At 41.7% G+C, this 12,986-nt stretch carries 15 protein-coding genes and 1 riboswitch; of the genes, 9 read left to right on the forward strand and 6 right to left on the reverse strand.

What is annotated here, in order from left to right; genetic code table 11:
- Positions 1-7: 7 nt before the first annotated feature.
- The 3 genes from comGF (at position 8) to BTW01_RS07760 (ending at position 1,017) form a co-directional block, all read left to right on the forward strand.
- Positions 8-391, forward strand: a complete 384-nt coding sequence (gene comGF, locus BTW01_RS07750; protein WP_162102429.1) for a competence type IV pilus minor pilin ComGF — start codon at positions 8-10, stop codon at positions 389-391.
- A complete protein-coding gene (gene comGG, locus BTW01_RS07755) occupies positions 392-766 on the forward strand; it encodes a competence type IV pilus minor pilin ComGG (RefSeq protein WP_162102430.1) in 375 nt (124 codons plus the stop codon).
- 71 nt (positions 767-837) lie between these two features.
- Positions 838-1,017 (forward strand): YqzE family protein, encoded by a 180-nt coding sequence (locus tag BTW01_RS07760; RefSeq protein WP_162102431.1) that lies wholly within the window; start codon positions 838-840, stop codon positions 1,015-1,017.
- A gap of 41 nt (positions 1,018-1,058) precedes the next feature.
- Here the strand turns inward: BTW01_RS07760 and BTW01_RS07765 are convergent, their stop codons facing one another.
- Complete coding sequence (locus BTW01_RS07765) at positions 1,059-1,391, reverse strand: YqzG/YhdC family protein (RefSeq protein WP_162102432.1); 333 nt, start codon at positions 1,389-1,391, stop codon at positions 1,059-1,061.
- Between the two features lie 267 nt (positions 1,392-1,658).
- Here BTW01_RS07765 and tapA point away from each other — a divergent pair, with 267 nt between their 5' ends.
- The 3 genes from tapA (at position 1,659) to tasA (ending at position 3,815) form a co-directional block, all read left to right on the forward strand.
- Positions 1,659-2,411 (forward strand): amyloid fiber anchoring/assembly protein TapA, encoded by a 753-nt coding sequence (tapA, locus tag BTW01_RS07770; RefSeq protein ID WP_162102433.1) that lies wholly within the window; start codon positions 1,659-1,661, stop codon positions 2,409-2,411.
- The gene (sipW, locus tag BTW01_RS07775) at positions 2,395-2,967 is read left to right on the forward strand and encodes a signal peptidase I SipW (protein ID WP_162102810.1); all 573 of its coding nucleotides are present in this window, start codon (positions 2,395-2,397) and stop codon (positions 2,965-2,967) included. The genes tapA and sipW overlap by 17 nt, the downstream gene beginning before the upstream one ends.
- Before the next feature lie 62 nt (positions 2,968-3,029).
- On the forward strand, positions 3,030-3,815 hold the full coding sequence (gene tasA / locus BTW01_RS07780) for a biofilm matrix protein TasA (protein ID WP_162102434.1): 786 nt from the start codon (positions 3,030-3,032) through the stop codon (positions 3,813-3,815).
- Positions 3,816-3,910: 95 nt separating this feature from the next.
- On the opposite strand, the gene sinR is transcribed toward tasA, so the two are convergent.
- The 4 genes from sinR to BTW01_RS07800 all read right to left on the reverse strand — a co-directional run bounded on the left by sinR (position 3,911) and on the right by BTW01_RS07800 (position 7,120).
- Positions 3,911-4,246: a transcriptional regulator SinR gene (gene sinR, locus BTW01_RS07785; RefSeq protein WP_024715074.1), complete on the reverse strand. Its 336-nt coding sequence runs from the start codon at positions 4,244-4,246 to the stop codon at positions 3,911-3,913.
- Between the two features lie 33 nt (positions 4,247-4,279).
- Positions 4,280-4,453 (reverse strand): anti-repressor SinI, encoded by a 174-nt coding sequence (gene sinI / locus BTW01_RS07790; RefSeq protein WP_162102435.1) that lies wholly within the window; start codon positions 4,451-4,453, stop codon positions 4,280-4,282.
- 185 nt (positions 4,454-4,638) lie between these two features.
- On the reverse strand, positions 4,639-5,433 hold the full coding sequence (locus BTW01_RS07795) for a YqhG family protein (protein WP_162102436.1): 795 nt from the start codon (positions 5,431-5,433) through the stop codon (positions 4,639-4,641).
- A 19-nt stretch (positions 5,434-5,452) separates the two neighbouring features.
- The gene (locus BTW01_RS07800; RefSeq protein WP_162102437.1) at positions 5,453-7,120 is read right to left on the reverse strand and encodes a DEAD/DEAH box helicase; all 1,668 of its coding nucleotides are present in this window, start codon (positions 7,118-7,120) and stop codon (positions 5,453-5,455) included.
- Between the two features lie 166 nt (positions 7,121-7,286).
- Positions 7,287-7,389: riboswitch (glycine riboswitch) on the forward strand.
- Between the two features lie 170 nt (positions 7,390-7,559).
- Between BTW01_RS07800 and gcvT the strand changes: the two genes are divergently transcribed.
- Genes gcvT through gcvPB form a run of 3 tightly spaced genes read left to right on the forward strand, consistent with a single transcriptional unit; the run spans position 7,560 to position 11,482 of the window.
- A complete protein-coding gene (gene gcvT, locus BTW01_RS07805) occupies positions 7,560-8,648 on the forward strand; it encodes a glycine cleavage system aminomethyltransferase GcvT (RefSeq protein ID WP_162102438.1) in 1,089 nt (362 codons plus the stop codon).
- A 28-nt stretch (positions 8,649-8,676) separates the two neighbouring features.
- Positions 8,677-10,023, forward strand: coding sequence for an aminomethyl-transferring glycine dehydrogenase subunit GcvPA (gene gcvPA, locus BTW01_RS07810; protein ID WP_162102439.1), 1,347 nt, complete (start codon positions 8,677-8,679; stop codon positions 10,021-10,023).
- Positions 10,016-11,482: an aminomethyl-transferring glycine dehydrogenase subunit GcvPB gene (gene gcvPB / locus BTW01_RS07815; protein WP_162102440.1), complete on the forward strand. Its 1,467-nt coding sequence runs from the start codon at positions 10,016-10,018 to the stop codon at positions 11,480-11,482. The genes gcvPA and gcvPB overlap by 8 nt, the downstream gene beginning before the upstream one ends.
- Positions 11,483-11,924: 442 nt before the next feature.
- Here gcvPB and BTW01_RS07820 read toward each other — a convergent pair whose 3' ends face one another.
- On the reverse strand, positions 11,925-12,914 hold the full coding sequence (locus BTW01_RS07820) for a LacI family DNA-binding transcriptional regulator (RefSeq protein ID WP_162102441.1): 990 nt from the start codon (positions 12,912-12,914) through the stop codon (positions 11,925-11,927).
- Between the last annotated feature and the right edge of the window lie 72 nt (positions 12,915-12,986).

The following is a 12,986-nucleotide window of genomic DNA, read 5'->3' on the forward strand; positions in this document are numbered from 1 at the left end:
CGTCTTTTTGCTTATATCGGGATCGTTAGCTGCCATCTTTCATATGTTTTTGTCATGGCAGCAGGCACACGACGAATTTTTACAGCAGGAATGGCTGATTTCGATGGAACAGATGATGAACGAGTGTAAGCAATCTCAAGCAGTCAAGACAGCCGGGCGTGGAAGCGTACTGATCTGCACCAATGCTTCCGGGCAAGACATCCGTTTTGAGACTTATCACTCAATGATAAGAAAAAGGGTAGATGGGAAAGGACATGTTCCCATTCTAGATCATATTACAGACATGAAAGCTGATATTAAGAAGGGTGTTGTGTTGCTGGAAATTAAGAGTAAGCAAGATAAAGTGTATCAAACTGCTTTTCCGGTTTACACAACTTTAGGAGGAGGATAAATGTACTGCTCGAAAGGGTTTATTTATCCAACTGTTCTTTTTGTTTCCGCGCTTGTACTGCTGATGGTGAATTTTACTGCTTCTCAATATGTTTCACACTGCTTGTTTGAAAAGGAGACAAAAGAGTTTTACACGGGAGAGAATTTGCTTCAAAACGGTGCTCTTCTGTCAATTCGGCATGTTATTGAGCAGAGGAAAGGCCGAAAAGGATCCCAAGAATTTCCGTATGGACAAGTTTCTTATCGTATTTACGATACATCGGCAAACGGACAAAAAGAAATCAGCTTAAGAGCAATCACACAGTCTGGGGCAGAAAGAAATGCCCGGATCGTTTTTCATCAAAAACAGAAAAAATTGCTGAGCTGGACAGAATAAAGAAGAGTAAATGGTATAAAAAAAGTCAGGTGAGCCAACACTTCATAATAATTGAATGATGAGGTGATCACATGAAATCGAATGATTATGTCAAATATATGACACAGCAATTTGTCAAATATATAGATACTCCGAGAGATGAGCGAAAAGAACGAAAAGAGGTGCGGAAAGAAACGAAAACGCCCGCTTCACAGCAGTGGTTCGGTATTTTTCCTTATGGTTTCAGAATGTGGCTGAAGCGAAAAAAATAATCACAGATATAACGAATAAGGTCCTTCAAAAATGGAGGACCTTATTGATATTCTTCTAATATGGCAATTTTATTGACCTTTTGGCTATAGGGATCGAATGAAATTGTGACAAAAATGCCGAATTCCTTTGATCCTTCCTTCAGGGTTAAATGGTATTGCTTTACTGCCTCATCTTTTCTTTTGCGATCCCATACTTTTTGTTTGAACAGTACCTGTGCGAGCGGGTATCTTTTTTTTGCTTCTTTAACTGCTAGCTCTTCCCATTTTGACATGTGACGCACGGTTACAAGCGGTGTTTCTTCTGCGTGGGTGTGAGCGGCAGTGTGGCCAAAAATGAGAAAAGAAAGGCAAATTACACATCGTTTGATCATCATGCTGTCACCCTTTCTTTTTTATGATAGCCAACTCATATTTGACTATACATTTAATTTTGCGGATAATAATTCCAAAAATTTCAAAAAGTAAAAAGATGAGCAATCCTGAGCAAGATATTGAAATATGGAGAAAAAATTCTTTTTAGAGAACAAAATGAATGATTTTGGTGGTTTTCAATCGACAAAATATTGATTATACTTTATTTATTAGTTCTTTAAAGAGAACGATTGTCATATTTGGTGACAGGGTTTTATAGGAGGTACGATATGTTTCAATTGTCTCGCATTCAGCAAAAGACGAAGACAAAACTGATAGTACGGCTTATGTTTCAGCTTTCAGTTATTGTCAGTCTGACTGCCTCGATATGTTTACAGCTTTCGGGTAATACAAGTGCTGCTTTTCATGATATTGAAACGATTGAGTTTCCGCTTCAAACGTGTACAGACTTTCAGCATACAGATAAAGACTGCGATTTTGATAAGCGCTGGGATCGCAGTGATTTGCACCTGTCTAATCAAACGGATACCAACGGCACTGTATGCTCACCAATTTCTTTGTTTGCTGAGCTCAAAAATACAGGGCAGAAACTTAGGAAATCAAAGTGGAGTTGGGAGCTTCATAAGCTGGAAAACGCCCGCAAACCATTAAAGAATGGGAACGTGATCGAAAAAGGGTACGTTTCCAAACAAACGAGCGATCTTTATAAAATTGAGACAAAGAGAAAAATGAAACCCGGCATTTATGCATTTAAAGTATATAAACCTGTTGGTTATCCGGCAAGCGGCAGTACTTTTGAGTGGTCGGAGCCTATGACGCTTGCAAAGTGCGATGAAAAAGCGACAGTTCCGAAAAAAGAACTGAAGTCTTCCGTTAAAAAGGAGAAAGATACAGCGCAAAAGGATTTACAAGAAAAGGAAGAAGAGTCAACTCATGAAACTGCAACAGAAAAAACAGAAATCCAATCAATTCAAAAGGAAGGCGGGGAAGAGGATGAAAAAAGCAATGAGGCTAATCAATAATATTCTCTATGTGGTTATCTTTACTCTCATTATTGTGTTGACACTTGTCGTGATATCAACGCGTTCATCCGGGGGGGAGCCGGCAATATTTGGATACACGCTGAAATCAGTTCTGTCAGGTTCAATGGAGCCGGAGTTCAACACGGGTTCCTTAATATTGGTCAAAGAAATTACTGATGTAAAGGAACTTCAAAAGGGTGACGTCATTACATTTATGCAGAATGCAAATACGGCGGTCACCCACAGAATTATTGATATGACAAAGCAAGGAGACCATTTGTTATTTAAAACAAAAGGAGACAATAACGCCGCAGCTGATTCAGCGCTTGTACCGGACGAAAATGTTCGCGCGCAATATACAGGCTTTCAGCTTCCTTATGCCGGTTATATGCTCTATTTCGCCAGTCAGCCGATTGGAACTGCTGTTTTACTGATTGTTCCCGGTGTGATGCTGCTGGTGTACGCATTCGTGACAATCAGCAATGCCATCAGAGAGGTTGAAAGAAAGACAAAAGCTTTGGAAACAGAGGAAAAGGACAGCACCGTGTCCACTTAACATCGTTGTAAACCTGGCAACAGGTTTCTATATTATATCATTCAATAAAAGGGGAGCTTGCCATGAATATGAAAAAGAAATTGAGTTTAGGAGTTGCTTCTGCGGCACTAGGATTGGCTTTAGTTGGAGGAGGAACTTGGGCAGCATTTAACGACATTAAATCAACGGATGCTGCTTTTGCATCAGGAAAGCTTGATTTATCTGCTAAAGAAAATTCAGCGAATGTTAACCTGTCAAATCTTAAGCCGGGAGACAAATTGACAAAGGACTTCCAATTTGAAAATAACGGCTCTCTTGCGATCAAAGAGGTGTTAATGGCACTGAATTATGGTGAATTTAAAGCAAACGGGGGCAGCAATACATCTGCAGAAGATTTTCTCAGTCAGTTTGAAGTGACCTTATTGACAGTTGGAAAAGAGGGCGGAAATGGATACCCGAAAAATATTATTTTAGATGATGCCAATCTAAAAGACTTGTATTTGATGTCCGCTAAGAATGATACAGCGGCTGTTGAAAAAATCAAAAAACAAATTGATCCTAAGTTCTTACATGCAAGCGGTAAAGTCAATGTAGCAACAATTGATGGTAAAACCGCTCCTGAATACGATGGTGTTCCAAAAACACCGACTGATTTCGATCAGGTTAAAATGGAGATCAAATTCAAAGATGACAAAACAAAAGATGAAAAAGGGCTAATGGTTCAAAATAAATACCAAGGCAACTCTATTCAGCTTCACTTCTCGTTTGAAGCGACACAATGGAATGGTTTGACAATTAAAAAGGAACATACGGATAAAGACGGTTACGTGGAGGAAAATGAAAAGGCGCACAGTGAGGATAAAAATTGAATAACAGCAATAAAAAAGAGACGGCCCGGTATACCATATACTGGGCTGTTTCTGTGTTTATTGACAAAAGAGGAGTTAGCGCCTCTGCTCAGGCACTACTCCTCTTTTTGGGACTTTTTCCACTTTTGATAATCTAAAAATTCACGAAATTGTTTTTTCGATACCCCGGATGTCATTGCATCGCGAACCAATTTCTCCCATTCACTATCTAATTGACCATCGTATTCGGTTTCATGTTTCTCATCGAGCAAAGTATGAACCGAGACGTCCAGAACAGCGGAGACTTTTTCGAGAAATTGAATGGAGGGGTTCGTTTGTAGATTTCGTTCTATTGAGCTTAAATAAGACTTCGCTACCCCAGCTTTTTCAGCTAGTTCCGATAGTGAGTAGCCTTTTTCCTTACGGTATTGTTTAATACGCTGGCCAATCAATGTCATCACCTTCCTTGTGATATTATAGCACATTCAGAAAGGATTTACGGTATGACTTCTGACTGCCGGACTAGGATGAGCAGACTTTTTGTTTAAAAGTAAATATTTTCGTATTTCTTCGGGGCTGATATTTGCTTCTTTTGCTTGCATCATTAATTCAACCCATTCTTTATCTAGTTCGAAGTACTCTTGTTTTGCATTTTTCATGCAGTTTCTCCTCCTAAAATACTTGTTTATGTATTTCAGCCAGTCCGGCCATGACTTATTGCATACCTTCATTGGTCTCTGGAAGTCATTTGCCATCTAAATTGCCAGGATTTTTTTCTGATATACCTTTATTATAATCGCATTTTTTCAAAAAAAACGAGAATGATGTCGAATGGTAAAAAAAGTTAGACTGACATATTATTTTGCAGATAAAATAATCCGCCATTTTCAATGACAACTGATATCTTTGGTTGGTACAAGGCTTTCAGCGCCTGTTTTTCTAGATGATACTCTTCTGGTTTTTTTTCTATATGCTCATAAAACTTATCAAGCAATGTCATATCATTTCTCCATCTGCTTACCGCCTGGTCTGCCCAGTCTGACGGTTCCTGCATAGCAGATTTGGCAATATAGTTTTCCATCCGCTTCAGTCCGCTTTCTGGTTTAATCATAGGCGATATGGTAAAGCAATAATCGCATATTTGAGATGTCAGCAGCAGCTGTGTCAGCTTGCTTTGAAATTTTTCAATTATGGTTCCAGAGACTAGGTGAAGACCTAGTGATAATAGCTTATCTTTTTTCATGTCGGACTGGTATGAAATCGTAACATTTATACCAAGCCAGGGCTGAAGTGGAACTTTAGCTCCGGCTGTTTCAATTTTCTCATACATTTTGGTAAATCTCCCATTTTGTTTAACAGCATTAAATATTTGAAAAAGACGCGGCGCTCCAAAATAAATAAATTCACCGTCTAGGTCTTTTGGAGCGGTTTCTTTATCTGTAATAAAAGTGATTTTCATGGGATTCGGGTCGCCGCCTGTCTTCTCGCGCCAGTGCCAGTAGAAAGGGCGATTCATGATCTGTTTATCCATTTCAACTGTAAGCTGCACTGTCATATATCCTGGACCTTGCTCGGCGATTTGGCAGCTGTTTGCCCGAAAAAAACGAAGCAGGAAATCGTGAACCTCTTGCTGTCTCACTTTAAAACCTCCTTACAGGCTAGGATCCTCTTTTTTCAGCTGGCTGCTGATTTGACAAAAATGAGGTTAAGTTGTCCATTTTTATTTTCATTTCTTCTTCTGTTGCTGAATGACACAAAATATCGTGCAGGTGCTCTTCAAAATTGTTCACTTGAATTTTTGTTAAAATATCATCAAGTTCGCCAACCACATTCTCAAACAAATGAATTTTTTCATATAGAAGCTTTAAAATATGTTCTTCCACCGTATGTTTTGTTGCCATGTTGTAAATGTGTACATCTCGTTCCTGACCAAGCCTGTGAATTCTTCCGATTCTCTGCTCAAGGCGCATCGGGTTCCATGGCAGGTCATAGTTGATCATGTGATTGCAAAATTGCAGATTGATTCCTTCACCGCCTGCTTCAGTTGCAATCAGTACTTGGACCTTTCCGCGAAAAAGATCTTTCATCCAGTCTTTTTTCCCGCGTTTAAATCCGCCTCTGAATGGCACAGAACTAATGCCATTTTGCTGAAGAAACCATTGCAGGTAAATTTGGGTGGCCCGGTATTCTGTAAATATGATGACCTTATCGTCAATCTTTTTGATCAGTTCAACCACTTGAAGTGCTTTGGAATTTTGTGTCACTTGATTGATGCGCTCTATTAAAACCGAAATGGTGTGCTCATCGATGGCTGGTGCTTGTTTTTCTTTTTGATCAAGCATTTTCTTCAGCGTCATATATACAGCCTCTCTGCTCGAACAGCATTCTCTTTGCAGGGTCATAATGGAGAACATGCTGGCCGGTTTGTTGATCCCTTCCTTCAAGCGGGAAATCTCATCGTAAAGCGCCTGCTCTGATGGAGAAAATTCAATCGGCACTGTTTCAACATGCCGCTGTTTCCAATTCAGTCCGGTGTCATGCCGCCTGTTGCGGATCATGACTTTATTTACAAGATCTTTTAAATGCTCATGTGCTTCCAAACTGGATTTTTTCTTGGCGAACTCTTCCTGAAAATGATTCTGGCTGCCTAAATGGCCAGGCTTTAACAAGGAAACCAAATTAAAAATTTCTTCGATGCGGTTTTGAATGGGCGTCGCGGTTAGAAGCAGGCAATATTTCTTGACGAGATTCCGGACAAATTCATAGTTCTTCGTTCTGCTGTTTTTTAATTTGTGCGCCTCATCAATAATGACGAGATCATATGGGATTGACAGCACAATTTCACGGTGGGGCGAGCGCTTTGCGGTGTCGATTGATGAGACGACAATATCGTATTGCTCCCACACATAGCTTTTCTTTTGTTCAACAGCCGGGATCAAAAATTTTTCCTGAAGCTCTTTGACCCATTGAGACACTAGGGAGGCAGGCACGAGGATCAATATTTTTTTGGCTAAACCGCGAATCATATATTCTTTTAAAATCAGTCCGGCTTCAACTGTTTTCCCGAGACCAACCTCATCTGCTAAAATCGCTTTCCCGTTCATTTTTTCAACTACTTTTTGTGCAACCTCAAGCTGGTGAGGGAGCGGTGTAAAGGAAGGCAAATATAAAGGGGCCCGCAAGCCTTCAAATTCAGGAACGGCTAATGTTTGTTGGATTTCTGCAGATAGCTTGTACAGTTCCCAGTTCGCCCACGGGCCGTCGTTTTTCAGCCTGTTCGCGAATTCTTCAGGCCATTTTGCATCATAGATTATGTCTGCGTCCATACTTTGAAACCGCCTTTCTTATTCTTCGATTCTTAAAATGAACATTGAAGAAAAATCTGCCCAAATTGCTGTTGCCCGGCATATCGTGATGGTGGTAGGATATGAGTATGTATTGAATGTAAGATATTGCTATAGTATGTCCATAACAGCATGAAAATATGAGCGAATGACAGCAAGGGGAGAGACCTGGCCGAAAACCTCGGGATACAGGCGCCGAAGGAGCAAACTGTGAAAGTGAATCTCTCAGGCAAAAGAACTCTTGCTCGACGCAACTCTGGAGAGTGTTTGCGGGTATGCAAGCCACCAAAGGGGACGTCTTTGTGTATGCAAAGTAAACTTTCAGGTGCCAGGACAGAGAACCTTCATTTTACATGAGGTGTTTCTCTGTCCTTTTTTGTATCTATTTTTAGCTGCGCCGTTGAAAAAGAGGAGGAATCCAATGCTGAAAAGAACGCCGTTATTTGAACTGTACAAAGAATATGGAGGGAAAACGATTGATTTTGGGGGCTGGGATCTTCCTGTTCAATTTTCTTCTATCAAAAAGGAGCACAAGGCTGTTCGTACTGCGGCCGGGCTGTTTGATGTTTCACATATGGGAGAAATCGAAGTGTCAGGAAACGACAGTCTGCCTTTTTTGCAAAAGCTGATGACCAATGATGTTTCCTTGCTGACGCCAGGCCGTGCGTTATACACGGCGATGTGTTATCCAGATGGCGGGACCGTCGATGATTTACTTGTCTATCAAAAAGGAGCAAGCCGCTATCTGCTCGTCGTTAATGCTTCTAATATAGAGAAAGACCTGAAGTGGATGGAAGAACATGCGGCAGGTGATGTGCGAATTGACAATCAGTCAGATGAAATTGCGCTCTTGGCTCTGCAAGGGCCAAAAGCAGAAGCTATTTTAAAAACGCTGACATCTGCAAATCTATCTGCATTAAAGCCGTTTGCATTTATCGATGATGCTGATATCAGCGGCTGTAAAGCGCTTATTTCGCGGACCGGTTATACGGGTGAGGATGGGTTTGAAATTTACTGCCGCGCTGATGATGCCGTTTATATTTGGAAAGAAATCATGGGTGCTGGAGAAGTGTACGAATTAATTCCATGCGGTCTCGGCGCACGTGATACGCTCCGATTTGAAGCGAAGCTCCCGCTTTACGGCCAGGAGCTGACCCGGGATATTACACCGATTGAAGCAGGTATAGGCTTTGCTGTAAAGCACAAAAAAGAGTCTGACTTTTTCGGCAAGTCGGTATTGAGTGAACAAAAAGAAAATGGAGCGAAGCGAAAGCTTGTCGGCCTCGAAATGATTGAAAAAGGAATACCGCGGCACGGCTATGAAGTGTTCCATGATGGTAATTCCGTCGGTAAGGTGACAACAGGCACACAGTCACCGACATTAGGGAAAAACGTCGGCCTTGCCCTAGTTGCTGCAAAAACGAGTGAAATCGGGACTATTGTAGAGGTGGAGATCCGCAAACAATTAGTGCAAGCAAAGGTTGTCAAAACACCATTTTATAAACGCTAATATTTTTTCTTGGGAGAGGAGTCAACACATGAAGCACCGTTATTTGCCCGCAACTGAAAAGGATAAACAGGAAATGCTTGCCGCTATCGGTGTAGGCAGCATCAATGATTTATTTGCCGATATACCGGAAAACGTCAGATATAAAAAAGAGTATCAAATGAAAAAAGCGAAATCAGAAACGGAGTTAACAAAAGAGCTGACAAAGCTGGCCTCTAAAAATCGTGATACCCTGAAGCACACGTCTTTTTTAGGAGCAGGTGTGTATGATCACTATCAGCCTGTCATTGTGGATCATGTCATTTCACGCTCTGAGTTTTATACGGCGTATACGCCTTACCAGCCGGAAATCTCCCAAGGAGAGCTTCAGGCCATTTTCGAATTCCAAACAATGATCTGTGAACTGACAGGAATGGATATCGCCAACTCCTCTATGTATGATGGAGGAACAGCCTTGGCGGAAGCGGCTATGCTTGCTTCAGGCCATACGAAAAAGAAAAAAATCGTCGTGTCAAAAACCGTGCATCCTGAATCGAGAGAAGTGCTGAAAACATACGCAAAAGGCCAGTATATTGAAGTCGTTGAAATCCCCGCTAAAGAAGGTGTTACCGATCTTGATGCTTTGCGCCAAAATGTTTGCGAGGATACCGCGGCAGTGATTGTTCAGTACCCTAATTTTTTCGGGCGGGTTGAGCCGTTAAAAGAGATTGAACCCATCGCTCACCAAGGGAAATCCATGTTTATTGTGTCAGCCAACCCGCTTTCGCTGGGCCTCCTCACGCCGCCGGGCAAGTTTCAGGCTGATATCGTCGTCGGTGATGCGCAGCCTTTCGGGATTCCTTCAGCATATGGCGGCCCGCATTGCGGTTTTTTTGCCGTCACTAAAAAATTGATGAGAAAGGTGCCTGGCCGTCTCGTCGGACAAACGGAAGACGAAAATGGAAAAAGGGGGTTTGTGCTTACCTTACAAGCCAGGGAGCAGCACATCCGCCGGGATAAAGCGACATCAAACATATGCTCCAACCAAGCTTTAAATGCGCTGGCGGCTTCAGTGGCCATGACGGCACTCGGAAAAAACGGGGTAAAAGAAATCGCCCGCCAAAATCTTCTGAAAGCCAGCTATGCCAAGCAAGAAGCAAAAAAAGCGGGTCTCACCGTTATGTTTGACGGACCGATGTTTAATGAATTTGTCATTAAACTGAATGAACCGGTAAAAGCTGTGAACCAGCGTTTGCTGGCAAAAGGCATCATCGGCGGATATGATCTTGGCCTGACGTATCCAGAGCTGGACTGTCATATGCTGATTGCTGTCACGGAGCTGAGAACAAAAGAAGAAATTGACGCACTCATTCAGGAATTGGGGGATCGCCATGAGTAACCAAGATCAGGCACTTATTTTTGAGCTTTCCAGAGAAGGCCGTATCGGCTACAGTCTGCCGGAGCTCGATGTACCGGAAATCGAATTGGAGGATCTATTGACAGACACCTATATTCGTGACGAGGATGCAGAGCTCCCGGAGGTGTCTGAGCTGGATATTATGCGCCATTATACAGCGCTGTCCAAACGTAATCACGGGGTGGATTCCGGCTTTTACCCGCTCGGTTCCTGCACCATGAAATACAATCCGAAACTAAATGAAAAAATCGCACGAATTCCCGGATTTGCGGCGATTCATCCTTTACAAGATGAGGAAACGGTGCAAGGCGCTTTAGAGCTTTTGTATGATTTAAGCAAGCACCTTGAGGAAATGACAGGCATGGATGAGGTCACGCTTCAGCCCGCTGCCGGAGCGCACGGCGAATGGACTGGACTGATGATGATCCGCGCCTATCATGAAGCGCGCGGCGATTTCAAGCGGACGAAGGTCATTGTTCCTGATTCTGCGCACGGGACGAATCCTGCTTCAGCGACAGTAGCAGGCTTTGAAACCATAATGGTGAAATCAAATGAAAATGGGCTTGTCGATCTGGAGGATTTAAAAAGAGCAGTGAATGAAGAAACTGCGGCTCTTATGCTGACGAATCCGAATACGCTCGGCTTGTTTGAGGAACAGATCACCGAGATGGCGGATATTGTTCACCAAGCGGGAGGGAAGCTGTACTATGACGGCGCGAATTTAAATGCCGTTTTAAGCAAAGCTAGACCGGGAGATATGGGTTTTGATGTAGTGCATCTTAACTTGCATAAAACATTCACTGGTCCTCATGGAGGCGGAGGTCCGGGTTCTGGCCCTGTCGGCGTCAAAAAAGACATGATTCCTTATTTGCCAAAACCAGTTTTAATCAAAAAAGAAGGGCGCTTTACATTTGATGATGACCGCCCTCATTCGATCGGCCGCGTGAAGCCATATTACGGGAACTTCGGCATCAATGTCAGAGCGTATGCATACATCCGCTCCATGGGGCCTGACGGGTTAAAGGCTGTTACTGAGAACGCAGTGTTAAATGCCAACTATATGATGAGAAAGCTTGCGCCTTATTACGATCTTCCGTATGACCGCCATTGTAAGCATGAATTTGTATTGTCAGGGAAGCGGCAGAAAAAGCTGGGAGTGCGGACGCTCGATATTGCTAAACGGCTGCTGGATTTTGGCTATCATCCGCCTACAATATATTTCCCGCTAAATGTTGAAGAATGCATCATGATTGAGCCGACTGAGACGGAATCAAAGGAAACGCTGGACGCGTTTATCGACGCTATGATTCAAATTGCAAGTGAAGCGGAGGAGACGCCGGAGCTCGTTCAGGAGGCACCGCATACAACGATAGTAAAAAGAATGGATGAGACAAAAGCAGCGAGACATCCAGTGCTCAGGTATGAGATGCAAAAAAGATAAATATACACAGCTTTCTTAATAGATGATGGGTTCAAATCATTAATATTGACTGTCAAAGTGTTTTTTATATGTCTGCGTCTGTTTTGCAGCATCATTCGTGAGCATTAAAAAATCCTTCTTTCGTTCAATGAGAACGTTTGAAGGATTTTTTGATTATGCGGCCACTCTAGCCGAAGCGAAACTGTTTAAGCAGATCCAGCTTGATGCATTTTCGTCATCTTTTAATTTGCTAAAGCAATACCTGAATTCTTAACGCATTCATAAATGGTTCCAATGCCTTTTTATATTCTAAAGTGGCCCTTAAGAAATGTGGAAAAAGAGGGATGTTATTAGATTTGAAATGATACAACCAGAAGACGAAATGAAAGACGAAGAAATCAGACCACTTATGAGAATTCCGAAATACAGCTTCCTGATTGAAAAGAGAAGTGAACATCTATAGTTAAGTTGATTCTCTGATAATAAGTTTCGTTGGCAGTTTAATAATTCTTCTGTTTAAAGCAGTGTTGTCCGAAATATTCTCGATGATTTTCAACACAGCCTGTTGACCTAATTCTATGATGGGAATATCAATCGTTGTTATAGTCGGAGTAACTGCTTGGCAAATCAGTTGGTTGTCAAAACCAATGACAGCTAAGTCTTCTGGAACACGAAAGCCATTTGTTATCGCCTGTTTAATCATCCCTGCGGCGACTTGATCATTTCCTGTAAATATGGCTGAGGGTCTGTCCTTTAAATCTTTTATCTTATTAAAAACACGAAAGCCATCCTCGATATTAAACAATTCGCCGAATATCCATTCGTTTTTATGATGTAAATTGTAATCTTGCAGCGCTTTCAAGTAACCCTCTTTCCTCTGACGTTGAGCTTCGCTATAAGGCGTATCAAAACAAAATCCAATTTTTGTATGTCCTCTTTCGATTAAATGTACAACCCCTGCGTATGCGGCTTCAAATTCATCATACCCAATGATCGTGATGTCCGCTGAGTGATGATATTCATTACATAATAGGATAGGCCCATACTTTAAGAAAGGAGCTATCTTATCCCATTCGTTTTCTAAAGTTCCAAGAATAATACCATCAACTTCCTTGTGTTTCAATAACTCTAATTGATCTAGCTCTGTCTGTCGGTCATAAAAGGTCTGAAAAACAATGACCTTGTAATTCTTAGAAAGGGCTTCATGGGAAACTCCTTTTATCAATTGAGTGAAAAATGGATGGTCGATACTTGGAACTGATAAAGCTATCGTTTGTGTCTTATTTCTCCTGAAATTCCGTGCTAAATAATTAGGAGTGTAGTCAAGTTCGTTAATCGTCTTTAAGATCATATCTCTTTTTTCTTTCGATACATAAGGATGATTATTCAATACTCTTGATACTGTTGTTTTAGACACTTTGCACAATTTTGCTATTTCATCAATTGTAGGCATATTTTCCCTTCCTTAAAAAAGTTATTGACATGTTATCGGTTTCAGAAATTAGGATAAATTTGTAACAAATTT

The sequence above is a fragment of the Bacillus sp. SKDU12 genome (genome assembly GCF_010093085.1).
GTDB classification, from domain to species: Bacteria; Bacillota; Bacilli; order Bacillales; family Bacillaceae; genus Bacillus; species Bacillus mexicanus.

Coding starts and splice junctions, on each gene's coding strand:
- sipW (WP_162102810.1), top strand. CDS start 2,395: ATGAGGCTAATCAATAATATTCTCTATGTGGTTATCTTTACTCTCATT.
- BTW01_RS07800 (WP_162102437.1), bottom strand. CDS start 7,120: ATGGACGCAGACATAATCTATGATGCAAAATGGCCTGAAGAATTCGCG.
- comGG (WP_162102430.1), top strand. CDS start 392: ATGTACTGCTCGAAAGGGTTTATTTATCCAACTGTTCTTTTTGTTTCC.
- gcvPA (WP_162102439.1), top strand. CDS start 8,677: ATGAAGCACCGTTATTTGCCCGCAACTGAAAAGGATAAACAGGAAATG.
- BTW01_RS07765 (WP_162102432.1), bottom strand. CDS start 1,391: ATGATGATCAAACGATGTGTAATTTGCCTTTCTTTTCTCATTTTTGGC.
- BTW01_RS07760 (WP_162102431.1), top strand. CDS start 838: ATGAAATCGAATGATTATGTCAAATATATGACACAGCAATTTGTCAAA.
- tapA (WP_162102433.1), top strand. CDS start 1,659: ATGTTTCAATTGTCTCGCATTCAGCAAAAGACGAAGACAAAACTGATA.
- BTW01_RS07820 (WP_162102441.1), bottom strand. CDS start 12,914: ATGCCTACAATTGATGAAATAGCAAAATTGTGCAAAGTGTCTAAAACA.
- gcvT (WP_162102438.1), top strand. CDS start 7,560: ATGCTGAAAAGAACGCCGTTATTTGAACTGTACAAAGAATATGGAGGG.
- tasA (WP_162102434.1), top strand. CDS start 3,030: ATGAATATGAAAAAGAAATTGAGTTTAGGAGTTGCTTCTGCGGCACTA.
- sinI (WP_162102435.1), bottom strand. CDS start 4,453: ATGAAAAATGCAAAACAAGAGTACTTCGAACTAGATAAAGAATGGGTT.
- gcvPB (WP_162102440.1), top strand. CDS start 10,016: ATGAGTAACCAAGATCAGGCACTTATTTTTGAGCTTTCCAGAGAAGGC.